Annotated in this window: 18 protein-coding genes; 7 read left to right on the top strand and 11 right to left on the bottom strand. The window is 74.3% G+C overall.

Annotated elements, in window-relative coordinates:
* Window positions 1-47 precede the first annotated feature (47 nt).
* A complete protein-coding gene (locus tag HD595_RS30700; RefSeq protein WP_253775063.1) occupies window positions 48-683 on the top strand; it encodes a thymidine kinase in 636 nt (211 codons plus the stop codon).
* 13 nt (window positions 684-696) lie between these two features.
* Here the strand turns inward: HD595_RS30700 and HD595_RS30695 are convergent, their stop codons facing one another.
* The 3 genes from HD595_RS30695 to HD595_RS30685 form a co-directional block, all read right to left on the bottom strand.
* Window positions 697-1365 (bottom strand): DsbA family oxidoreductase, encoded by a 669-nt coding sequence (locus HD595_RS30695; protein WP_253775061.1) that lies wholly within the window; start codon window positions 1363-1365, stop codon window positions 697-699.
* Between the two features lie 75 nt (window positions 1366-1440).
* Complete coding sequence (locus HD595_RS30690; protein WP_253775059.1) at window positions 1441-2337, bottom strand: hypothetical protein; 897 nt, start codon at window positions 2335-2337, stop codon at window positions 1441-1443.
* 255 nt (window positions 2338-2592) lie between these two features.
* A complete protein-coding gene (locus tag HD595_RS30685; RefSeq protein WP_253775057.1) occupies window positions 2593-3372 on the bottom strand; it encodes an SRPBCC family protein in 780 nt (259 codons plus the stop codon).
* A gap of 265 nt (window positions 3373-3637) precedes the next feature.
* Here HD595_RS30685 and HD595_RS30680 point away from each other — a divergent pair, with 265 nt between their 5' ends.
* Together HD595_RS30680 and cydB are read left to right on the top strand one after the other, a co-directional pair.
* The gene (locus tag HD595_RS30680; protein ID WP_253775055.1) at window positions 3638-4984 is read left to right on the top strand and encodes a cytochrome ubiquinol oxidase subunit I; all 1347 of its coding nucleotides are present in this window, start codon (window positions 3638-3640) and stop codon (window positions 4982-4984) included.
* Between the two features lie 18 nt (window positions 4985-5002).
* Window positions 5003-5899 carry a cytochrome d ubiquinol oxidase subunit II gene (gene cydB / locus HD595_RS30675; RefSeq protein ID WP_253775053.1) on the top strand — a complete coding sequence of 299 codons (897 nt, stop codon included), beginning with the start codon at window positions 5003-5005 and terminating at the stop codon, window positions 5897-5899.
* Between the two features lie 142 nt (window positions 5900-6041).
* Here cydB and HD595_RS30670 read toward each other — a convergent pair whose 3' ends face one another.
* The 8 genes from HD595_RS30670 to HD595_RS30635 all read right to left on the bottom strand — a co-directional run bounded on the left by HD595_RS30670 (window position 6042) and on the right by HD595_RS30635 (window position 15062).
* A complete protein-coding gene (locus HD595_RS30670) occupies window positions 6042-6539 on the bottom strand; it encodes a hypothetical protein (protein WP_253775051.1) in 498 nt (165 codons plus the stop codon).
* 77 nt (window positions 6540-6616) lie between these two features.
* A complete protein-coding gene (locus tag HD595_RS30665; RefSeq protein WP_253775049.1) occupies window positions 6617-7639 on the bottom strand; it encodes a leucine-rich repeat domain-containing protein in 1023 nt (340 codons plus the stop codon).
* Between the two features lie 234 nt (window positions 7640-7873).
* Window positions 7874-10237: an aerobic carbon-monoxide dehydrogenase large subunit gene (gene cutA / locus HD595_RS30660; RefSeq protein WP_253775047.1), complete on the bottom strand. Its 2364-nt coding sequence runs from the start codon at window positions 10235-10237 to the stop codon at window positions 7874-7876.
* Entirely contained in the window at window positions 10234-10752 is a 519-nt protein-coding gene (locus HD595_RS30655) for a (2Fe-2S)-binding protein (RefSeq protein WP_253775045.1), read from the bottom strand. The genes cutA and HD595_RS30655 overlap by 4 nt, the downstream gene beginning before the upstream one ends.
* Before the next feature lie 67 nt (window positions 10753-10819).
* On the bottom strand, window positions 10820-11689 hold the full coding sequence (locus HD595_RS46910; protein ID WP_253775043.1) for an FAD binding domain-containing protein: 870 nt from the start codon (window positions 11687-11689) through the stop codon (window positions 10820-10822).
* The gene (locus tag HD595_RS30645; protein WP_253775041.1) at window positions 11686-13080 is read right to left on the bottom strand and encodes a uracil-xanthine permease family protein; all 1395 of its coding nucleotides are present in this window, start codon (window positions 13078-13080) and stop codon (window positions 11686-11688) included. Before HD595_RS30645 ends, HD595_RS46910 begins: the two co-directional genes overlap by 4 nt.
* Before the next feature lie 144 nt (window positions 13081-13224).
* Complete coding sequence (locus HD595_RS30640; protein ID WP_253775039.1) at window positions 13225-13428, bottom strand: RNA-binding S4 domain-containing protein; 204 nt, start codon at window positions 13426-13428, stop codon at window positions 13225-13227.
* Window positions 13429-13439: 11 nt separating this feature from the next.
* Entirely contained in the window at window positions 13440-15062 is a 1623-nt protein-coding gene (locus HD595_RS30635; protein WP_253775037.1) for a PucR family transcriptional regulator, read from the bottom strand.
* A gap of 131 nt (window positions 15063-15193) precedes the next feature.
* Here HD595_RS30635 and HD595_RS46905 point away from each other — a divergent pair, with 131 nt between their 5' ends.
* The 4 genes from HD595_RS46905 (at window position 15194) to HD595_RS30615 (ending at window position 21589) form a co-directional block, all read left to right on the top strand.
* Window positions 15194-16069 carry an oxamate carbamoyltransferase subunit AllH family protein gene (locus HD595_RS46905; RefSeq protein ID WP_253775035.1) on the top strand — a complete coding sequence of 292 codons (876 nt, stop codon included), beginning with the start codon at window positions 15194-15196 and terminating at the stop codon, window positions 16067-16069.
* Window positions 16066-17559: an FdrA family protein gene (locus HD595_RS30625; protein ID WP_253775033.1), complete on the top strand. Its 1494-nt coding sequence runs from the start codon at window positions 16066-16068 to the stop codon at window positions 17557-17559. Before HD595_RS46905 ends, HD595_RS30625 begins: the two co-directional genes overlap by 4 nt.
* A complete protein-coding gene (locus HD595_RS30620) occupies window positions 17556-18953 on the top strand; it encodes a YlbE family protein (protein ID WP_253775032.1) in 1398 nt (465 codons plus the stop codon). Before HD595_RS30625 ends, HD595_RS30620 begins: the two co-directional genes overlap by 4 nt.
* Window positions 18954-19096: 143 nt before the next feature.
* On the top strand, window positions 19097-21589 hold the full coding sequence (locus tag HD595_RS30615) for a serine/threonine protein kinase (protein ID WP_253775030.1): 2493 nt from the start codon (window positions 19097-19099) through the stop codon (window positions 21587-21589).
* Window positions 21590-21696: the final 107 nt, after the last annotated feature.

Raw genomic sequence — 21696 nt, 5'->3', positions numbered from 1 at the left:
CTCCCATGAGGTCAGGGAACACGCCAAGCCCGCTAAGGTGGCACCCCGTGACCGACCTGTCTGCCTTGTCCCCCGTTCCTCCTGGTGCCCGCGACGCGGTGCTCAAGTTCTTCTTCGGACCCATGGACTGCGGGAAGTCCACGCTGGCCCTGCAGATGAACTACAACCACAGCCGCCAGGGCAGGCGCGGCCTCGTGCTCACCAAGCACGACCGGTCCGGCGGGCCCCAGGTCACCAGCAGGATAGGGCTCGGCCTGGAGGCGATCGAGGTCGAGGACTCCCTGGACCTCGTCGCGCTGGTCACCGCGCACGACCCCGTCGACTATGTCATCTGCGACGAGGCGTGCTTCTACACGGTCGCGCAGATCGAGCAGCTCGCCGACCTGGTGGACGACCACGGCGTGGACGTGTACGCGTTCGGGCTGGCCTCGGACTTCCGGTCGGTGATGTTCCCGGCGGCGCAGCGGCTGTTCGAGCTGGCCGACGAGGTGTGCCGGCTCCAGGTCGAGGTGCTGTGCTGGTGCGGGCGGCCGGGCCTGCTCAACGGGCGGATCGTGGGCGGCGAGCTGGTGCGGACGGGCGAGCAGGTGGTGATCGGCGACACGGACCGCTCGCCGGTCCGCTACCAGGTGCTCTGCCGCCGCCACCACCGCTCCGGCCTGCTGGGCGAGGGCACCGCCTGATCCTCGGGGCCTGTCAGACGGCGCAGGAGCCGTCGTCGCAGCCGTCCGCGGGGGCGGCCAGCAGCGTGAGGGGGGTCTGCCCGATCCGCTCGACCACCTCGGCGATGGCGGCGTCGAACGTCTCCTCCGGCTGGGCGCCCGACACCGCGAACTGGCCCTCGAACAGGAAGAGAGGGACCCCGCTGATCCCGAGCGCCGCGGCCCGGGAGAGCTGCTCGCGCACCTCGTCGGCGCCCTCGCCGGTGTCGCGCACCCCGGCCTCGGCGGCCAGCTTGGCGAGCACCTCGGGGTCGCCGACGTTCAGCCCGTCGGTGAAGTGGGCGCGGAACAGCAGCTCGGCCATCTCCTCGCCGCGGCCCTGGCGGGTGGCCAGCTCGACCAGCCGGTGCGCCTCGAAGGTGTTGGCGCTGACCGCGTGGTCGAAGCGCAGCTCCAGGCCGTCGCCGGCGGCCGCCTCGGTGACGCGGCCGGTCATCTGGGCCGCGTTCGGGCCGAACTTGCGCGCCAGCGCGTCGAGCAGCGGCTCGCCCTCGGCGGGGGCGTCCGGGTTGAGCTGGAACGGCCGCATCGTGATCTCCAGCGTGCCACCGCGGGCACGGAAGCGCTCGGCCGCGCGGGCGAAGCGGGTGTGGCCGATGTAGCACCACGGGCAGACGACGTCGGAGAATATTTCCACCTTCATGCACATCGCCAACCGCCCCGCGACCGCGGTCATTCCGGCCCCCCGGCCGAAGCCCAGCCCGAGCTCAGCCGCAGCTCAGCCGGAGGCCAGTTCCTCCAGCCGGAACGGCAGGTACGCCGAGTCGTCCACCAGCGCCGACGCCCCGCGCCACCAGCCGAACCACTCGCCGCTGCGCCACATCCAGTCGGCCCGCTCGATGGCCGCCACCACGTCGCCGACCGTCCGCCACGGCTCGCCCGCCTGCTCCAGCGTGGCGCCGTGCCGCACGGCCCAGTCGCGCAGGATCTGGGCCGCGTCCGCGTCGACCTCGCGGGCGTACGGGTCGGGGTCCTCGCCGGGCAGCCGGTGCGGGCCTAGGCCGGCGGCCACGCCCCAGCTCCACTGCGCCTCGGCGGGACGGGAGTAGCGCAGCGACTGGAAGTCGAGGTTGGAGCCCAGCTCGTCGTCGGGCCGGCGCGTGACCACCGCGTCCAGCCGCCCGCCGGCGTCGAAGTGCACGACCAGCCGGTCCCCCGGCCGCACCCCGCCGGGCAGGTCGAAGCGGTCCTCGGCCTGCCACGAGTTCAGGTCCACCTCGGCGACGGGCGGGCCCCACAGCGCGTCGGCGGCGTCGTCCGCGATCCACGCGGCCAGCATCTCCAGGGCGGTCAGATCGGTCCACGGCTCGATCGCCACGGCCGTGCCGAGCACCTCGTCCGGCGCCGGGAGCTTGCCGCCGCGCGGCCGTCCCCACCACTGCGCGCCCAGGTCACGCGTGCCGACCAGCAGCGCGGCGACGGCGGCCAGCTCGGCCGAGCGTCTCGTCAGGCCGGCGCCCAGCGCCAGGTCGAGACAGCGGCCGGTGCGCTCGTCACCGAGCTCGGCGCGGGCCTCGGCGACCAGCGCCTCGGCCGTGGGGCGCTCCGCGCCCAACAGGTTGCGTACGACTCTCCTGGCCTCGGTCCTCGCGTCTTCAGCATGTGCCTGCCGCATACCGCCACGCTACGCCCGGAGATCCTTTTCCGCGAGAGCCGAAACCCCCATACCCGCAGGCCCCCGCCTTCCGTTTCCCGCCCTGCCTTCCCCGTGTCCGCCTTCCGTGTCCCCGCGCCCGCCTTTCCCCGCAGGCCCGCATTTCCCTCCGCGCCCGCCTTCCTCGTGCCCGCCTTTCCCCATGCTTGCCTTTCCCACGCGCACCTTTCTCGCGCCCGCCTTTTCCGCGCTCGTCCCCGCGCGCCCGTCGCCGGGTCAGTGGAGGCGGCGGCCCGAGCGGGCGAGGAGCCAGCCGATCGCGACGCCCGCCAGCGCCACCCCGGCGCCCGTCCCGAACGAGGCCAGCATCACCCACGGCCGCGTCTCCGTGCGGGCCCCGGCGGGGCGCTCCCCCACAGGCCGCTCGTAGACGGCCGGCCGCCCGGTGACCGCCGTCGCCGGCTCGGCGGCGAACGACTCTCCGGCGGACGGCCCGGCCACGGACGATCCTCCGGCGGACGGCCCGGCCACGGACGATCCTCCGGCGGCGACCGTCCCCACCGGCACCCGCGCGACGGGCACCTCCGCGGCGGACGGCTCGGCGGCGGACACCTCGGCGGGACCGCGCAGGAGCCGGTCCACCGCCGAGAAGAACTCCCCCGCCGTGCGGCGCGCCACCGAGCCCAGCATGCGCTGCCCTACCCCGCCGATCATGCCGCCCACCACGGCGTCGGCGTCGTAGTCGACCCGGGTGCCCCCGTCCACCTCGCTGAGCCGTACCTGCACCGTGGCGTCGACCGTCCCCGGCGCGCCCTGCCCGCGCGCCCGCAGCACGAAGCTCTCCGGCGCGAGCGGGTCGGCGAGCGCCACCTCGCCCTGGTAGACGCCCCGCACCGAGGCCACGCCCGCGTTCACCGTCATCCGGTACGTGTCGGGCCCGCTCTCCTCCAGCCGCTCGCAGCCCGGGATGGTGCGTACCAGCACCGCCGGGTCCCGCAGCGCGGCCCACACCCGATCTCTCTCGACGCCGATCACGGCGCTCCCTGCGACCTTCACATCGCCACCATAGGCACGGACCTCCCCCGCGATAAGGGCAACACCTGCCAGACACCTGTACGCGTCGCGCCCCGGGGCCCGTCGCGGGGCTTAGCCGGGAATCAGCCCACGGGCTGACGCGGGGCCCCCGCCCGCTGCGACATCCTCGGAGACACCGAGAGGAGAGCGTGCTGTGACGAAGATCGCAGCGCGTTGCTCTACAGCTTGTAGTACTACTTTAAGTAGATGTACTACGGCCTGTAGAGCGCCGGACGGCGAGGGGAAGATGGACGCACTAGACCTGGCGCGGTGGCAGTTCGGGGTGACCACCGTGTACCACTTTCTGTTCGTGCCGCTGACGATCGGCCTGGGCGTGTTCGTGGCGGGACTGCAGACGGCCTGGCACCGCACGGGCAAGGAGCACTACCTGCGGCTGACCAAGTTCTTCGGGAAGCTCTTCCTGATCAACTTCGCCATGGGCGTGGTGACCGGCATCGTGCAGGAGTTCCAGTTCGGCATGAACTGGAGTGAGTACTCCACCTTCGTCGGCGACGTGTTCGGCGCGCCGCTGGCCATGGAGGCGCTGCTGGCGTTCTTCATGGAATCCACGTTCCTGGGGCTGTGGATCTTCGGCTGGGACCGGCTGCCCAAGCGGGTGCACCTGGCGTGCATCTGGGCCGCCGCCATCGGCTCCAACCTGTCGGCGTACTTCATCCTCGCGGCCAACGCCTGGATGAAGCACCCGGTGGGCTACGAGGTGGTCGACGGCCGGGCCCGCATGACCGACCTGTGGGCCGTGCTCACCAACTCCACCGCGCTCGCCCAGGTGCCCCACGTGATCGGGGCGGCGTTCATCGTGGCGGGCGGCTTCGTGCTGGCGGTGAGCTGCTGGTGGCTGCTGCGCACCCGCGACGGCATGTGGCGCGGCGCCGCGCGGGCCGCGCTCGTCATGACCGCGGTGGCCGGGCTCGTCGTGGCGGGCAGCGGCGACCTGTCCGGCAAGCTCGCCTACCAGCAGCAGCCGATGAAGCTGGCCTCCGCCGAGGGCCTGGAGCGTGACACCGCGGGCGCCGGGTTCACCCTCGTGCCGGGGATCGAGATCCCCAAGGTGCTCAGCTTCCTGTCGACCGGCGACCTCGACGCGACCGTCCAGGGCACCGAGGACATCCAGCGCAGGCTGGAGGAGCGGTTCGGCCCCGGCGACTACCGCCCCGACCAGAACGTGGTGTTCTGGTCCTACCGGGTGATGCTGTCCTTCGGCCTCAGCACCGTGGGACTGTCGGTGCTCGGCCTGTGGCTGACCCGGCGCCGCCGCCCGATGCCCCGCTTCCTGGCCCGGCTGTTCGTGCTCGCGCTGCCGCTGCCGCTGCTCGCGGTGATCGCGGGCTGGCTGCTGAGCGAGGTCGGCCGCCAGCCCTGGACGGTCGCGGGCGAACTGCTCACCGCCGCCAGCGTCTCGCCCGGCGTGAGCCTCACCGAGGTCGCCCTGTCGCTGACGCTGTTCACCCTCCTGTACGGCGGGCTGGCCGTGGCCGAGGCCGTCCTGCTCGTGCGGCACGTCCGCCGGGGGCCCGAGGAGCCCGCGCCCGCCGAGGTGCCGGCCGAGCGCCGCGAACCGTCCCTGATGTACTGATCTTCCGAGGAGAAGACCGTGATCGACCTGTGGTTCCTGGTCATCGCCTTCCTGTGGACCGGCTACTTCGTGCTGGAGGGCTTCGACTTCGGGGTCGGCATGCTGGCGCCGTTCGTGGGCGGCGACGACGACGAGCAGCGGCAGAGCCTGCAGACCATCGGCCCCGTGTGGGACGGCAACGAGGTGTGGCTGATCACGGCGGTCGGCGCGATGTTCGCCGCCTTCCCCGCCTGGTACTCCGGGCTGTTCAGCTCCTTCTACCTGCCGGTGGTGCTCGTGCTGGCCGGGCTCATCGTGCGCGGCGTCGGGCTGGAGTGGCGCGGCAAGGTCGCCAACCCGGCGTGGTGCGACCTCGGCATCGTGGTCGGCAGCGCGCTGCCCGCGTTCCTGTGGGGCGCCGTCTTCGCCGGCCTGCTGCTCGACGGCGCGCTCCCGGCGCTGCTCGGCGGGGCGTTCACGCTGGCGCTGAGCCTGCTGCACGGCGCGGTCTTCCTCGCGCTGCGCACCGAGGGCCGGGTGCGCCGGCGGGCCCGCGTGGCGGCGCTGGCGACGGGCGCGGTGGCGCTGCCGCTGGCCGTGGTGGCCCTGTCCACGCTGGCCTCGATGTCCGGCGCGGCCACGGTGCCGGCGCTGGCGGCCATGGCGGCGCTGGCGGCGGCGGTCGCGCTGATCTGGCGGCGGCGCGAGGGCTGGGCGTTCACGGCCACGGCTGCGGGCATCGCGCTGACCTCGGCGGCGGTGTTCCTCCGCCTCAAGCAGGCGCCGCTGCCCGGCCTCACCCTGGCCGAGGCCGCCTCCGCCCCCTACACGCTGACCATGCTCACCTGGATCGGCCTCATCACGCTGCCGTTCGTGCTCGCCTACCAGGCGTGGACGTACTGGGTGTTCCGCAAGCGGGTCGCCCTGCCGCGCTGACCTCGCGGCGGCCTTCCAGCGACCGCGCGGGTCGCGGCCTCGTCAGCGGCCTCATCAGCGGGCGCGCACGTCGCGGCCCGTCAGCGGACGCGCATGTCGCGGCTCGTCAGCGGCCGCGCGGGTCGCGGCCGCCGGAGCGCCGTCAGTAGCCGCTGCCCCTGGTGTCTCCGGTGTCGCCGCCGTCGTCCTGCGCCGGCGGTGACGGCGTCGGCGACTTGGTGCGGTGGTCCTTGAGGTGCAGGTCGCCGTTGAGCGGCTTCTGCAGCGCGCGCAGCACCTTGAGGCTGGACAGCACGGTCCACCGGGGCCCGACCAGGTGCGGGTTGTACTCGGGCGCCCGGTCCATCCACTCGTCCTTGCCCTGCTCGGTGCTGAAGGTGTTGACGAAGAACTCGCCGACCTTGGTCTTGCAGTAGCCGGTGCGGATGTCGGCGGCGTCGACCTGCATCACGGGCTTGCAGCCGACCTTGGCCGCGAGCTGCTCGACCGTGTAGATCTTCGCGGGCGCGGCGGCCTTGGCGGCGCCCTGCTGGGCCCCGGCGGCGAGCTGGCCGCCGCCGGTCCCGGCCCCGCCGGACGAGCAGGCGGCGACGAGTCCGACCAGCAGCGCAGAGGCGGCCAGACGTGGAAGTGTCGTCATGTGCCGAGATACGCACCCTTTGCGGGGGCGGTTCAGCCCGTTCCGCACGGAAATCGGACTGCCTCAGGTCGGTGGGGTCACGTCAGGACGACGCAGCCGCGTTCCCTCAGCCGGCGCAGCGGCTCGGGCTCGCCGTCCCCGTCCGCATCGAGCTTGTTCCAGCGCAGGTCGAGCTTCTCCAGCGCGGGCAGCGCGGCGAGGCCGTCCGGCAGCCGCCTGAGGCGGTTGTTGCGCAGGTCGAGCGTGGCGAGCCGGTCGAGCCGCCCGATCTCCTCCGGCAGCCCGCCGAGGAGGTTGTCGCGCAGATCGAGGTGGCGCAGCCCGGCGAGGTCGCCGATCGCCGGGGGCAGGGCGGTCAGCCGGTTGCCGCGCAGGTGCAGCTCCCGCAGCCGGCCCAGCCGCCCGATGGAGCCGGGCAGCTCCTCCAGCCGGTTGCCGTACAGCCGCAACTCCACCAGCGCCGCCATCCCGCCGATCTCCTCGGGCAGGCGGGTCAGCAGGTTGTCGGTGAGGCCGAGGTAGGCGAGCCGGTCGAGCCGGCCGAGCCAGGCGGGCGCCTCGGTGAGCCGGTTGTCGCTCAGGTAGAGGTAGTCGGTCAGCGGGAGGCCGCCCAGCTCGGACGGGAGTGAGGTGAGCTGGTTGTGGCCGAGGTCCAGCATGCGCAGCCGGGTCAGCCGGCCGATGGCGGGCGGGATCTCGGTGAGCCGGTTCTCGGCCACGTTGAGCGACTCCAGCCCGGTCTCGTCCCACAGCCCCGCGGGGAGGGCGGTCAGCCGGTTGCCGCCCACCGACAGGTGCCGCAGCCGGCCGCCGAACCGTTCGGGGAGGGCTTCGAGGGCGTTGCCGTACAGGAACAGCGTCTCCAGGCCGGGCGGGCAGTCCGGGACGGCGGTCAGCCGGTTGCCGTCGAGGTGCAGCGCGCGCAGATCGGCCAGGCCGGTCAGCGCGGGCAGGGAGGTGAGGCGGTTGCCGTCGAGCCGCAGCTCGCGCAGGCGCGTCAGGCCGCCGATCCAGCCGGGCAGCTCGGACAGCTCTTTCCACGCCAGGTCGATCACGCGCGCCCCGGCCAGGTCACCGCCGTCGTCATCCCGCCCCGTCATGGTGGCCGATCATCTCACGTGGCCGGGCGCGCCGCGTGCGGGCGTCCCCTCACCGACCCGCGCCAGCAGAATGGCCGGCCGTCCCCTCACCCGCCCGCGCCAGCAGATGGCAGGCCGCCCCCTCACCCGCCCGTGCCACCAGATGGCAGGCCGCCCCCTCACCATCCCGCGCCAGCAGATGGCAGGCCGTCCCTCATCCGCCGCGCCGCCAGGGGGCCGGCCGCCCCCGGGCCGTCAACCGGTCGCGTGCCTCCGCCGCAGGTCGAACAGCTCCGACGGCGAGATCGGCATCCGGTCCACGGGGAAGCCCTCGGCGTCCTCGACGGCCGAGGCGATCACCGCCGACACCGGGATGACCCCCGCCTCCCCCGCGCCCTTCACGCCCAGGGGGTTCAGCGGCGACGGCGTCTCCAGGTGGCCGGTCTCGATGCGCGGGATCTCCGTGGCGTACGGCATGAGGAAGTCCATGAACGAGGCGTTGAGCAGCTGCCCGTCGCCGTCGTACACCATGCGCTCGTACAGCGCCCCGCCGACGCCCTGCGCGACGCCGCCGTGGATCTGCCCCTCGACGATCATCGGGTTGACCAGCCGCCCGCAGTCGTGGATCACCGCGTACCTGACCACCCGGACCTCGGCCGTGAGTGGGTCGGTCTCGACGATCGCCGCGTGCATCCCGGCGGCGAACGTGGAGCGGATCGGCGAGTAGTAGTCGCGCCCCTCCAGCCCCGGCTCGTCGCCCTCGGCGACCGGCGGCCGGTCCGGCGCGGACGCGCCCGCGAACTGGGTGGCCCGCGCGGCCTCCTCGTCGAAGGCGTAGCGCAGCGGGTTGGCCAGCACGGCGACCGTGGCCAGCGGGATCGACGCCGACGGCGTGCCCACGACGTGAACCGTCCCGTCGGTGATCTCCAGGTCGGCCGGGTCGGCCTCCAGCGCGTCGGCCGCGATGCGCAGCGCCTTGGCCCGCACCTTGCGGCAGGCCAGCGCGATGGCGTTGCCGCTCATCACGGCCGCCCGCGAGGCGAACGTGCCCACCGCGTAGCCGAACCGGCGCGTGTCGCCGGTCACCACCGAGATCCGCTCGATGGGCACGCCCAGCTCGCTCGCGGCGATCTGCGCGAACACCGTCTCGTGCCCCTGCCCCTGCGAGGTGAGGCCGGTGGAGACGTGGACGCGGCCGTCGGAGGTGACCTGCACGTGGCCGCCCTCGTACGGGCCGACGCCGGTGCCCTCGACGTAGCAGCCGACGCCGATGCCGCGCCCGGGCCGCCGCTCGAACGCGTCCCAGCCGATCAGCTCCTTGAGCATGGCCAGCATCCGCGGGTAGTCGCCGCTGTCGTAAACGAGCGGCCGGCCGTCCTGGAAGATCATGCCCTGGTCGTACGGGAACTCGTCTGGCTCGATGAAGTTGGCCCGGCGCACCTCGGTGCGGTCCTTGCCGAGATGGCGGGCGATCTTGTCCATGGTGCGTTCCATGCAGAACACGCCCTGCGGCCGGCCCGCCCCCCGGTACGGCGTGACCTGCACGGTGTTGGTGTAGATCGAGGAGAACTCGACCCGGTAGGCGCCGATCTTGTACGGGCCGAGGAGCTGGGTGGAGGTGATGATCGGCACGATGATCCCGTACGGGGTGTAGGCGCCGTGGTCGTGCAGGATCGTCACGTCCAGCCCGAGCACCCGCCCGTCGTCGTCGAAGCCGACCCGCACGTACTGCACCTGCGCCCGCTCGTGCGCCGAGGAGACGAAGTGCTCGCGCCGGTCCTCGGTCCACTTGACCTCGCGGCCGAGCGTCATCGCGGCCCACGGCACGAGGATCTCCTCCGGCCACGGATGGACGATCTTCACGCCGAACCCGCCGCCCACGTCCGGCGCGATCACCTCGACGTGCGGCAGCGGCAGGCCGAGCGCGGCGGCCACGGCCATCCGGACGCTGGTCGAGGTCTGGGTGCTGGAGTGGACGCGCAGGTCGGTGCCGTCCCAGCGGGCGTGGACGCCGCGGCCCTCCAGCGGCATGCTGGCGCTGCGCTCGATGTCCAGCCGGAAGGCCAGGGTGTGCGGCGCCTCCTCGATGGCCTCGCGGGCGCTCCTGCCGTCGCGGCCCGGCACCTCCTGGAGGAGGCGGGCGCCGACGTTGCCGGGCACGTCGTCGTGGACGAGCCGGGCGCCGTGCGCCGCCTCCTCCAGGCCGACGACCGGCTTGAGCGGCTCGTAGTCGACGTGGATGAGCGCGCAGGCGTCCTCGGCGAGGTAGCGGTCGGCGGCGACCACCATGACGACCGGCTCTCCCACGTGGCGGACGACGTCGCGGGCCAGCGGGTACGCGGTGCGGCCGTGGGTGAGCGCGGGGTGCGGGATGAGCAGCGGCAGGGGACGTCCGACGCGCTCGGGCAAGTCCTCCCAGGTGTAGACGGCGACCAGGCCCTCGACGTCGAGGGCTGCGGAGACGTCGATGTCGCGGATGCGGGCGCGGGCGTGCGGTGAGCGGACGAACGCGGCGGCCAGGGCGTCCGGCCCGAGGTCGTCGACGTAGCGGCCGCGGCCGGTGAGCAGCCGCCGGTCCTCGCGCCTGCGCACCGGCTCGCCGAACAACCTGGTGCTCATGACGCCTCCCCGTCCCGCGGCGGCTCCCCGGCGGACGGCGCCCGTTCCTCGGCGAGGAGGTCGGCGGCGCGGTGGACGGCCTTGACGATGTTCTGGTAGCCGGTGCAGCGGCACAGGTTGCCCGAGATGCCGTCCAGCACCTCGTCCTCGGCCGGGGCGGGGTTGTCGCGCAGCAGCGCGGTGACCGTGCAGAGGAAGCCGGGTGTGCAGAAGCCGCACTGGAGGGCATGGCACTCCTCGAACGCCCGCTGCACCGGCGACAGCCCGTCCGGCCCGGCCAGCCCCTCGACCGTGGTGATCTCCCGGCCGTCCACCGTCACCGCGAGCGTCAGGCAGGAGCGCACCGGCTCGCCGTCGAGCAGGACCGTGCAGCAGCCGCAGACGCCGTGCTCGCAGCCGACGTGGGTGCCGGTCAGGCCCAGGTCGTGGCGCAGGCAGTCGGACAGCAGCCGCCGCCCCGGCACCCGCGCCCGGCGGGCGGCGCCGTTCACGACCAGCGTGATCTCGTGCTCCACCGCTCTCCTCACCCGCGCCTCGCGGCGCGCTCCCCGTTGAGCCGCACGTCCCGCACGTCCGTCTCCGTCACGGCGGGGCCGCCGCGCGGGCCGCCGCCTCCCTCAGCGCCCGCTCGGCCAGGACGCCCACCAGGTGCAGCCGGTACGCGGCGCTCGCGTGGATGTCGTCCTCCGGCTCCACCGCCCGCCGGACGGCCTCGGTGACCGCCTCCCACGGGACCGTGGCGGCGGGCCGGCGCCCGCACACCTCGCTCACGTCGGCCACGACCGGCACCGGGCCGACGCCCACGCACGCGACACGGGCCGCGGCGACGTGCAGGTCCTCGTCCAGCGTCACGACGGCGCAGACGCCGGCCAGCAGCGCGTAGTCGCCGTGCCGCCGGGCCACCTCCTCGAACGCCGACCCCGACCTCGGGGGCAGCGCCGGGAAGAACGCCGACACGGCCAGCTCCCCCGGCTCGGCGGCCGACTCCAGCGGCCCGGCGAAGAACGCGTCCGCCGCCACCTGCCGCACTCCCGTACCGCCGGGGGCGCGGCGGGCCAGCCGTACCGACCCTCCCAGCACCGCGAGCACGGCCGGCAGCTCGGCGGCCGGGTCGGCGTGGACCAGGCTGCCCACGACCGTCCCGCGGTTGCGGATGACCGGGTGGGCGACGAGCCGCAGCGCCTGCCCGAGCAGCGGATGGACGCCGGCGCGCGCCACCTCCGCCTGCCGCGCCAGCGCCCCCACGGTCACACCCTCGGGACCCGCCTCGATCCCGGACAGGCCCGGCAGGCGGTTGACGTCCACGACGTGGGCGGGGGCGGCCAGCCGCATGTTGAGCAGCGGGATCAGGCTCTGGCCGCCGGCGAGCACCTTGCCGTCCACCTCGGCCAGCAGGTCCAGCGCCTCGTCCAGGTCGCGGGGGGCGTGGTAGGTGAACGGCGGCGGTTTCACCCGGCGTCCCTCCCGTCGTCGCCGGTCGTGCCGGGTGTGCCGGCCCGCTCAGGCACGGGCACCGGGCGGCCGGAGATCACCCGCAGCAGGTGGTACCCCGCCACCAGCACGATGGTGCCGAGCGCGATGCCCTCCAGCCGGAAGTCGGAGCTGATCAGGAACTTCACCGGCCCGACCGCCAGGATGATGCCGGCGCCGATGGGCACCATGTTGAGCGGGTCGGAGAAGTCGACCCGGTTCTCGACCCAGATCTTGGCGCCGAGGAGCCCGATCATGCCGTACAGGATGACCGTGACGCCGCCCAGCACGCCGGACGGCGTGGCCGACACCAGCGCCCCGAACTTCGGGCTCAGCCCGAACAGGATCGCGATCAGCCCGGCGATGTAGTAGGCGGCCGTGGAGTAGACCTTGGTGGCGGCCATGACGCCGATGTTCTCGGCGTAGGTGGTGGTGGGCGAGCCGCCGACCGCGCTGGCGACCGCGGTGGCCACGCCGTCGGCGGCGATGGCCCGGCCCACGTACGGGTCGACGTCGGCGCCGGTCATCTCGCCGACGGCCTTGACGTGGCCGATGTTCTCGGCGATCAGCGCGATGACCGCGGGCAGCACGAGGAGCACGGCGGAGAAGCGGACGTCGGGCAGGTGGAAGTCCGGCAGCCCCACCCACGGCGCCGAGGCGACCTTGCTCAGGTCCACCCGGTAGTGGGGGGCGATGCTGAGCGCGCCGTCGGTGTAGGCGGGCACCTTGCCGAACACCTTGTCGGCCACCCACGACAGCACGAAGCCGAGCACCAGGCCGATGAGGATGCCGATCCGGCCGACGAACCCCTTGAACGCCACCACCAGCACGAACGTCACCAGCATCGTGACCAGCGCCATCCACTGGTCCTGCGGCCAGTACACGTCGGCCACCACGTACGCCAGCCCGAACCCGATGAGCATGACCACGCCGCCGGTGACGACGGGCGGGAAGATCTTGTGGATGATCTGGACGCCGAGGAAGGACACCGCGAGCCCGGCCAGGGCGAGCACGAGGCCCGCGACGAGGATGGCGCCGGTGACGACGGCGTCGGCCCCGGCCGTGTCGCCGCCGGCGACCGCCCGGATCGCGAGCACGCCGCCCACGAAGGAGGCGCTGGTGCCGAGATAGCTGGGGATGCGCCCCTTGACGATCAGCAGGAACAGGATCGTCGCGACGCCGGACATCATGATCGCGATGTTCGGGTCGAGCCCCATGACCAGGGGGAAGACGAAGGTGGCGCCGAACATGGCCACGACGTGCTGCGCGCCGAAGCCGATCATGCGCGGCCAGGTCAGCCGTTCGTCCGGCCTGACCACCTCGCCGGGAGCCAGATGCTTGCCGTCGCCGTGCTTGGTCCAGCCAAAAACCATGAAAGCCCCTCTTCAGCCGGGCCGTCGGGCAGCGGCCGCACACGGGCATGATCTGCCAAATTCACGTCCAGCACCAGCATTCCCCGCACTCACGCCGTCGCACCTGAACGGCGAGGTCAGTTCGCGTGGGAAGGACGGTGGCGCTCAGCGCACCTGGATGCTGAAGCCCTCGCCGCTCACCACCTGACCCGAGCGGATCTTCGCGGTCTTGCGCAGCTCCACCTCGCCGTCCACCAGCACCATGCCCTCGGCCACCAGGTGCTTGGCCATGCCGCCCGTCTCGGTGATCCCGCAGTACTTCAGCAGGTCGCACAGCGGGATGTACTCGGAGCGCAGTTCGAATTCCACGACACCCAAGCCTAGATGCCGCGCATTCGCAGGACGTGCAGCGCGAGCGTGAGGTTGAGCCGCAGGTGCGGGTCGTCGGTGAAGTTGCCCAGCAGGCGCTCCAGCTTCCCGATGCGGTAGCGCAGGGTGTTGTAGTGGAAGTGCAGCCGCCGCGCCGTCTCGGCCACGTTGAGGTTGGTCTCCAGCAGCACCTGGAGCGTGCGCCGCAGGTCGGCGTGCTCGGCGTCGTCGTCGGTGGCCAGCGGCCCCAGGGTCTCCCGGACGAACGCGTGCAGCTCGGCCGTGTCGTTGACCAGCGAGAGCAGCCGGTAGACGCCGAGCTGGTCGAAGTGGGCGACCGCGCCGGGCCCGTGGAGCTGGCGGCCGACGCGCGCCGCCTTCAGGGCCTGCGCGTACGCCTCGGGCAGCGTCGCGACCCCCGGCGAGGGCCGGGAGGTGCCGGTGGAGAACGTGGCCGGCGGCGTGTCGGAGAAGGCCGAGGCCGCGTCCTTGGCGACCCGGGCCGCGTCCACCCTGGCGTCGAGCACGGCGACCACCTCGTGGGAGAAGCCGGCGACGGCGCCGCGCGGGTCGTGGCGGCGGGTCGCCGCGGTCCAGCTCGTGACCAGGCGGTCCTGGGCGGTGCGCTCGTCGCCGTCGGGGTCGAGCTCGGCCACCAGCACCGTGACCGGCCGTTCGAGGTCCCAGCCGAACGCGCGGGCGCGCGCGGTGACCCGCTCGGGCGAGCCGGCGCGGCCGGTGAGCACGTCGCGCAGGAAGTCGGCGCGGTACTTGCTCTCGACGGCGTTGACCGCCTCCTGGCGGGTGACGACGAGCGCGGCGACGGTGGCGGCGCGTTCCAGGATGCCGACGTCGGTGTCGCGGATGGCGCCCGACGGGCTGTAGGCGACGATCCGGCCGTGGTGGTGGCCGCCGGCGACGACGGGCACCGAGACGAAGTCCCGTCCCCCGGCCTGCGCGTTCGCCGGCGGGACGGCCTGGGGCGGGACGGCGGGACCGTCGGAGGCGATCGACTCGCGCAGGGCCGTCACGTCGTCCGGTGGCCCGGCCGTCGCGAGCACGCGACCGGCGCCGTCCACCGCCGCCACGGCCACGGCGAGCAGCCCCGCCACCCCCTCGGTCACCTCGTCGAGCCCGCCGCCGGCCAGCACCACCTGGACCAGCGCCCGGTGCGCCTCCTCGCCCCGCGCGAGCACGGCCGCCTGCCGGTTGAGGATGTCGGTCAGCACCTGGTTGAGGATGTCGTCGAAGCCGACGTCGTCGGGGAGCTGGATCAGCGGGAACCCCAGCCGGTCCGCCTGCTCCACCATCTCGTCCGGCAGCTCGTCCACGTACCGGCCGAGCTTGATGGCCAGCGCCGCCAGCCCGCGCTCGTCGAGGTCGGCGACCAGCCGGCCGAGCGACTGGGGGGTGTTGCGCAGCGGGTAGCCGGTGGTGAGGAGCAGTTCGTGCGGCTTGACCCAGGCGAGGACGTCGGGCACCTCCATGACGTTCAGGCGCTGCACGATCCGGCCGAGGCCGCTCCCCCCCGCGATCAGCCGGGCTTGGGCGAGGGTCGAGACGCCGAGCACCTCCCCGACGGACAGACCATGGATGATCGTTCCCGTGCTGGCCGGGCGGACGGGGGGTTCCATGGGGTGATTGTGACCCGGGACGCGTCTGTCAGGAAGAGCCAACCTTCTCGCGCACTGTTGGCAAATTTCTCCGTACGGCGTGGTTGAACGGTCGTCCTACCGTCAAGGCCCAGAGGCGGTGAGGAGGTCCGGTGACCGTCGGTACACGCGCGAGGCGGCCGCACGTCCACGCGACCGGGGCCGCGAGCACGGCGGTCCGGCCGCTGCTCGACGCGCCGCGCCGCGCGGCCCGCGTGCTCGCCGCCTTCCCCGCCGGGGCCTACCTCCAGGTCAGGACGGACCGGGAGCCGTCGGTCATCGCGCTGCTCGCGTCGGGCGCGACCCGGCTGCCGAACGCGGTGCTGCTCGCGGGCGAGCCGCCGCGGCTCACGGTCGGTGACGACGCGTCCGTGGGCGACGGCGCGGTGCGGCTGGGCCGGCTCAGCCTGCGCGCGTCGCGGTGGTGGGATCCGGCGCCGCCGCTGGGCGAGGCGGACCCGGCCGCGCTGCGGGAGGCGGCGGCCGGCCTGACGGCCGGGGAGCCCGCGCTGGCGGGCGAGCCGGCGGTGGAACTGCTGGCGTCCGGGTGCGCGAGCGGGCGGCTGCTGGACGTGCTGACGGCGGCCGAGCGGCTGGTCGGGCTCGGCCCGGGGCTGACGCCCAGCGGCGACGACGTGCTGGCCGGGCTGATGGTGACCTTGCGGCTGCTCGGCGCGGCCACGGGCGCCGGCCGGGCGGTGTGGCTGGCGGACTGGCTCGCGGCCACGGTCACGTACGACGCGCGCACGCGCACCACGCCCCTGTCGGCGACGCTGCTGCACTGCGCGGCGCTGGGACAGGCGAGCCCGGAGGTGGCCGCGGTGCTGCGGGCGCTGACGGGCCGCGGGCCGCTGGAGCCGGCCCTGCGCCGCCTGCACCGCCTCGGCCACACGTCGGGGTCGGACCTCGCGCAGGGGATCGGGATCGGCGCCCGCTCCGTTCTCTCCTTCTGCCCCTCGGGCTCCTTCCGGTCGCGGGAGTACGCGTGAGCTCGGCGGTCGTGGTGCGGGCCGGGGTGTACCACGACTCCGTGACGCTCATGCGGGTCAGCCGGGCCCTGTCCGACCTGCCGGGCATGGACGTGGCCCTGGTCGCCATGGCCACCGAGCTCAACCTGGCCATGGCCCGCGACCTCGGCTTCGACCCCCCGCCGGCCGGGCCCGCCGACCTGCTCGTCGCGCTGCGTGGCCAGGACGTCGCGGCGGCCGAGCGGGAGCTGGACCGGCTGCTGTCGGCCCTGTCGTCCGCGCGCGGCTCGTCCGGTTCCTCCTCGTACGGCCTGGCCGGGGCGGAGGGGCCGCCTCCGCGCACCACCCGCTCGGCCGCCGCGCGGGCGGGCGAGGACGCCGGGGTGGCGCTGATCTCGGTGCCCGGCGAGCACGTCCTGCCGGAGGCGGTGGACGCCGTCGAGGCGGGCCTCGACGTGATGATCTTCAGTGACGGCGTCCCCGTGTGGCAGGAGGTGCTGCTCAAGCGGCTGGCCGCCGAGCACGGCGTGCTCGTCATGGGGCCCGACTGCGGCACGGCCGTGATCGCCGGGGTGGGCCTCGGCTTCGCCAACGTCCTGCGGCCGGGGCCGGTGGGTGTGGTCGCCGCGTCCGGCACCGGGGCGCAGCAGGTGACCTCGCTGCTGGACCTGGCCGGCGTCGGCGTGCGTCACGTGCTCGGCGTCGGCGGCAGGGATCTGTCGCGCGAGGTGGGCGGGCTGTCGGCGGTGCGGGCGCTGCGGCTGCTCGACGAGGACCCGGCGACCGAGCTGATCGTGCTGGTGTCCAAGCCGCCGGACCCGGAGGTGGCGCGGGCCGTCCAGGAGGTGGTGGAGTCGCTGCGCACGCCGGTCGTGCCCGCGCTGACCGGGCGCGACGACCTGACGGACGCGGCGGAGCGGGTCCTGCGCGCGCTCGGCACGCCCGTGCCCGCCTGGCCCTCGTGGCCCGCTCCCGCGCGCCGCCCGCCGAAGCCGGGCGCGGTCAGGGGCCTGTACGCGGGCGGGACGTTGTGCGCCGAGGCCGCCGCCATCGCCGCGTCCGGGCCCGGAGCGGCGTCCGCGTCCGGGGCCGCGCCCGGGTCCTGGTCCGGGTCCGAGTCCGGGTCCGAGGCCGGCGCAGGCACCGGTTCCGGCGAGGCTTCCGGTCGTGGTTCCGGGGAGTTCGTCGACTTCGGCGACGACGCCTACACGCGGGGCCGCGCCCATCCGCTGATCGACCCGGCGCTGCGCCTGGACGCGCTGGCCCGCGTCGGCCCGGGCGAGGTGGCGCTGCTCGACGTCGTCCTCGGCCACGGCGCCGACCCCGACCCGGCCGCCTCGCTGGCGCCCGCCGTGGCCCGCTGCCCCGCCGCCGCCGTGGTCGTGGCGCTCGTCGGCACCGAGGGCGACCCGCAGGGCCTGCACCGGCAGGCCGCCGCCTTCCGCGAGGCCGGCGCGTCCGTCTTCGTGTCCAACGCCCAGGCCGCCCGGTACGCGAGGGACCTGCGATGACCCTGCTCTCCGGCCCGCCCCACGTGGTCACCGCCGGCGTGGACCTGCTGCGCGAGGCCCTGGACGCCCAGGCCGTCCCCACCACCCCCGTCGACTGGCGGCCGCCGCTGCCCGGCACCGCCGGCGCCCTCGCGCGGGTCCTCGCCGACCCGCGACGGCGCGCCGCCAACGAGCGGGCCGTGCACCGGCTGACGTCGTCCCGCCCGCTGCTGGTCGGCGTGCGGCGCGCCTCGGAGCTGCTGGACCTGCCGCAGCCGATGTTCCTGCACGCGGGCCCGCCCCTCGACTGGGAACGCGCGTCGGGGCCGATGCGCGGCGCGCTGATCGGCGCCATGCTGCTGGAGGGGTACGCGCTCGCCGAGGAGGACGCCCGCGCCCGGCTGGAGTCCGGCGCGGTGCGGCTGGAGCCGTGCCATCACCATCGCACCGTGGGCCCGATGGCGGGCGTGGTGAGCCCGTCGATGTGGATGTTCGAGGTGCGCGACGACGTCCACGAGGGCGTCGCGTACTGCTCGCTGAACGAGGGGCTCGGCCGGGTGCTGCGCTACGGCGCGTACGGCCCGGAGGTGCTCGACCGGCTCGGCTGGATGGACCGCGTGCTGGGGCCGGTCCTGTCGGCGGCGGTCGAGCTGGCCGGGCCGATCGACCTGCGGGCGCTGGCCGCGCAGGCGTTGCAGATGGGCGACGAGCTGCACAACCGCAACCGGGCGGCCACTTCCCTGCTGCTGCGGGAGCTGGCGCCGTACGTGGTGAACGCGGCGCCGGGGCACGCCGCCGAGGTGCTGCGCTTCGTCGGCGGCAACGACCACTTCTTCCTCAACGCCGCCATGGCCGCCGCCAAGGTCTCGGCCGACGCGGCGCGCGACGTGCCGGGCTCGTCGCTGGTCGTGGCCATGGCGCGCAACGGCACCGACTTCGGCGTGCAGGTGTCCGGGCTGGGCGATCGGTGGTTCACGGGACCGGCGGGGGTGCCGGACGGGCTCTACCTCGGCGCGTACGGGCCGGCCGACGCGAACCCCGACATCGGCGACTCCACGATCACCGAGACGGCGGGGCTGGGCGGGTTCGCGATGGCGGCGGCGCCGGCGATCGTGCGGTTCGTGGGCGGCGAGGTCGCCGACGCCGTGGCGGCGACCCGGTCCATGTACGAGATCACGCTCGCCGAGCATCCGGCGTACCAGATCCCGGCGCTCGGCTTCCGGGGGACGCCGGTCGGGATCGACGTCACGCTGGTGGCGCGGACGGGGCTGCTGCCGGTCGTCAACACCGGCATCGCCGGGCGTGTGGCGGGGACGGGGCAGGTCGGGGCGGGGCTGGTGAGCCCGCCGGTGGAGGCGTTCACGAGCGCTTTGCTGGCCCTCGCGGAATCAGCACTTGATCCATTTGATCAGTGATATTTCCGGACGTAATGGGATTTGTCAGGACTTGATGCTGCTTCCGTTCCGGAATGGCGTGCCTATATCGTGTCGAACCTCATAATCTGGAAGCGCGGCGCGACGCATGTGACCCATGAGGCGGGAGAACTTTGGGGGCGGAAATGGCAGCCGACCGGTTGCTCGGCGGGCCCGGCACACAGGGGGACGTGTCGCAGAACCAGGGACGCCTGATCGGCCGGCGCTACAGGCTGATGTCGCCGGTCGGCCGGGGCGGCATGGGCATGGTGTGGCAGGCGCACGACGTGCTGCTCGACCGTGACGTGGCCGTCAAGGAGCTGATCCTGCCGTTCGGGCTGGACCACGCGGGCAAGCAGGTGGCCTACCGGCGCATGCTGCGCGAGGCCCGCTCGGCCGCGCGGCTGACGCATCCGGGCATCGTGACCGTCCACGACGTGGTCGAGGAGGACGGCCGGCCCTGGATCGTCATGGAGCTGTTCCGCGCCTGGTCGCTGGAGCAGGCCGTACGGCAGAGCGGCCCGCTGCCGGTGGCGCAGGCCACGGAGATCGGCATCCGGGTGCTCGACGCGCTGCGGCACGCCCACGCGGCGGGCATCCTGCACCGCGACGTCAAGCCGGGCAACGTGCTGCTCACCGCCGACCGGGTGGTGCTCACCGACTTCGGCATCGCCGCCATCGAGGGCGACGTCACGATCACGCAGACGGGGCTGCTCATGGGCTCGCCCGCGTACGTGCCGCCGGAGCGGCTGTCGGGCCAGGCCATCACGGCGGCGGCCGACCTGTGGTCGTTCGGCGCGACCCTGTACGCGGCCGTCGAGGGACGCCCGCCGTACGAGGGGCCGGACGCGATCGCCGTGCTCGGCGCGGTGCTGACGCAGGACCCGGTCCGGCCGCAGCGCGCCGGGGCGCTGCTGCCCGTCATCGAGGGGCTGCTGCGCAAGAACCCGGCCGAGCGGCTCACCGCCGGGCAGGTCACCGACGCGCTCGAACACATCCTGCTGTCCAACGGCTCCGTCCGGCCGCGCAACCCGGAGGCGCCGTCGTCGCCCCTGCCCGCGCAGCCCGACCCGGCGCCGTCCGGGCTGCTGCCGCCGCTCGACCCGCCGTCCGGGCCGATGCCCTCGCGCATCGTGGAGACACCGTCGGGGCCGGTGCGCGTGCCGTACGACCCGGGCCTGGGCTCGGGCGACGCGGCGGGGCCGTACGCGGGGGGCTACGACTCACTGGGGGGCGCGTCGGGAGGTCACCCCACCGACCGGATCCCGGCGCCGCCCCAGGGCTTCGACGCCTTCGGCAGCGCGTCGGGACCCCTGCCCCCTCGCCCACCGGACGCCTCAGGCGGTTTCGGAGCCCCGGGCCCGTCGGCGGCTCCGGGCGGCTTCGCAGGTACGCCGGACGCCTCGGGCGGCTTCAGAGCCCCGGGCCCGTCGGCGGCTCCGGGCGGCTTGGTAAGTACGCCGGACGCCTCGGGCGGCTTCAGAGCGCCCGGCCCGTCGGCGGCTTCGGGCGGCTTCACCGGCATGTCGGATGCTTCGGGCGGTTTCGGCGCTCCAGGCACTTCGGGGGCTTCGGGCGGCTTCAGGACTTCGGACGGCTTCGGACCCGCGGGAGCTTCCGGCCCTGACGCGCTCTCGGGAAGGCCCGGCGGCTCCGGCCTTTCCGGCCCCTCCACCGCGGGGACTCCCGGAACCGCGGGGGCGGGCGATTCGCCGAGTCTCGCGGGGCGGCTGCAGGCCGCCGCCGGCACGGACGAGCGCCTGGACGCCGCCGCCCTCTTCGGCGACCCTCCGGGCCCGAACGCCCTGTCCGGCCCGCGCCGGGGACCGCAGCCGATCCTGCCGCTGACCACGGACAGCCGCGCCGCCCCCTGGCCGCTGGCCTCCGAGGACCACCTGCGCGAGCACTCCCGCGACCTGTCGGCCGACGTACGGCGGCGCCGCCCGTCCGCGCCGCCCGGCGACGGCGCGCGCCCGGGGAAGGGCAGGCGGCGGCCGAGCGACGACGAGGGCCCGTGGCTTCGCGACGGTAGGCCGACGCTGCGCCTGGTCCTCGCCTCGGTGGCCGCCGTGGGCGCCGTCGTGACGGCCACCGTGGTGCTCGCGTCCGGCTCGGGCTCCCCTCCCCCGTCGCCGGCGACGTCGGCGACCTCGGGGGCCACTTCGGAGCCCGCCGAGACCGCGGCACCGCTTCAGGTGGCGGCCGTGCCCGAGGGCTACAAGGAGCACACGCCGCCGGGCTTCAAGGCCGCCGTGCCCGCCGCCTGGAAGCCGGCCACGTCCGGCGACGGGACGACGTTCGCGGGGCCGAAGGACTCGGGCATGCGGATCGTGGTCGAGCCGGTGCCGCCGCAGCAGGACGGCGGCCTGGGCGAGCTGGGCCGGGCCGAGGCGGACGGCGGCGTCGAGGGCTACATCCAGGTGCAGCTCCAGGCGGCGCAGTTCCGCACGTGGAAGGCCGCGGACTGGGAGTACACCTACACGCGCTCCAACGGCGTCCCGATGCACGCGCTGACCCGGTACGTGACGATCGACGACAAGACCGCATTCAAGATCACGTTCGACATGCCGGAGCTGAACTGGGACGACCAGGCCCAGACGCGCAAGGTGTTCCTGGAGACGTTCCGCCCGACGTCCTGACGCCTCCGGGAACGTCTCCCGTCCGGAGCCCTGGCGCCCCCGGAACCCGTCCCGTCCGAAGCCCGTGACGCCTCCCGAAGCCCGTCCCGGCCGGAACCCGGGAGCCC

Origin of the sequence: Nonomuraea roseoviolacea subsp. carminata (genome assembly GCF_024172185.1) — a bacterium.
GTDB lineage: Bacteria > Actinomycetota > Actinomycetes > Streptosporangiales > Streptosporangiaceae > Nonomuraea > Nonomuraea roseoviolacea.
Note: the sequence above shows the minus strand (reverse complement) of the source record. Positions and strands in the feature narration are given on the sequence as shown.

Excerpts from the sequence above, each read along its gene's own strand:
- HD595_RS30615 (WP_253775030.1), top strand. The coding sequence starts at position 19,097 with ATGGCAGCCGACCGGTTGCTCGGCGGGCCCGGCACACAGGGGGACGTG.
- HD595_RS30620 (WP_253775032.1), top strand. The coding sequence starts at position 17,556 with ATGACCCTGCTCTCCGGCCCGCCCCACGTGGTCACCGCCGGCGTGGAC.
- HD595_RS30680 (WP_253775055.1), top strand. The coding sequence starts at position 3,638 with ATGGACGCACTAGACCTGGCGCGGTGGCAGTTCGGGGTGACCACCGTG.
- HD595_RS30635 (WP_253775037.1), bottom strand. The coding sequence starts at position 15,062 with ATGGAACCCCCCGTCCGCCCGGCCAGCACGGGAACGATCATCCATGGT.
- HD595_RS30665 (WP_253775049.1), bottom strand. The coding sequence starts at position 7,639 with ATGACGGGGCGGGATGACGACGGCGGTGACCTGGCCGGGGCGCGCGTG.
- cutA (WP_253775047.1), bottom strand. The coding sequence starts at position 10,237 with ATGAGCACCAGGTTGTTCGGCGAGCCGGTGCGCAGGCGCGAGGACCGG.
- HD595_RS30645 (WP_253775041.1), bottom strand. The coding sequence starts at position 13,080 with ATGGTTTTTGGCTGGACCAAGCACGGCGACGGCAAGCATCTGGCTCCC.
- HD595_RS30690 (WP_253775059.1), bottom strand. The coding sequence starts at position 2,337 with ATGCGGCAGGCACATGCTGAAGACGCGAGGACCGAGGCCAGGAGAGTC.
- HD595_RS30695 (WP_253775061.1), bottom strand. The coding sequence starts at position 1,365 with ATGAAGGTGGAAATATTCTCCGACGTCGTCTGCCCGTGGTGCTACATC.
- HD595_RS30670 (WP_253775051.1), bottom strand. The coding sequence starts at position 6,539 with ATGACGACACTTCCACGTCTGGCCGCCTCTGCGCTGCTGGTCGGACTC.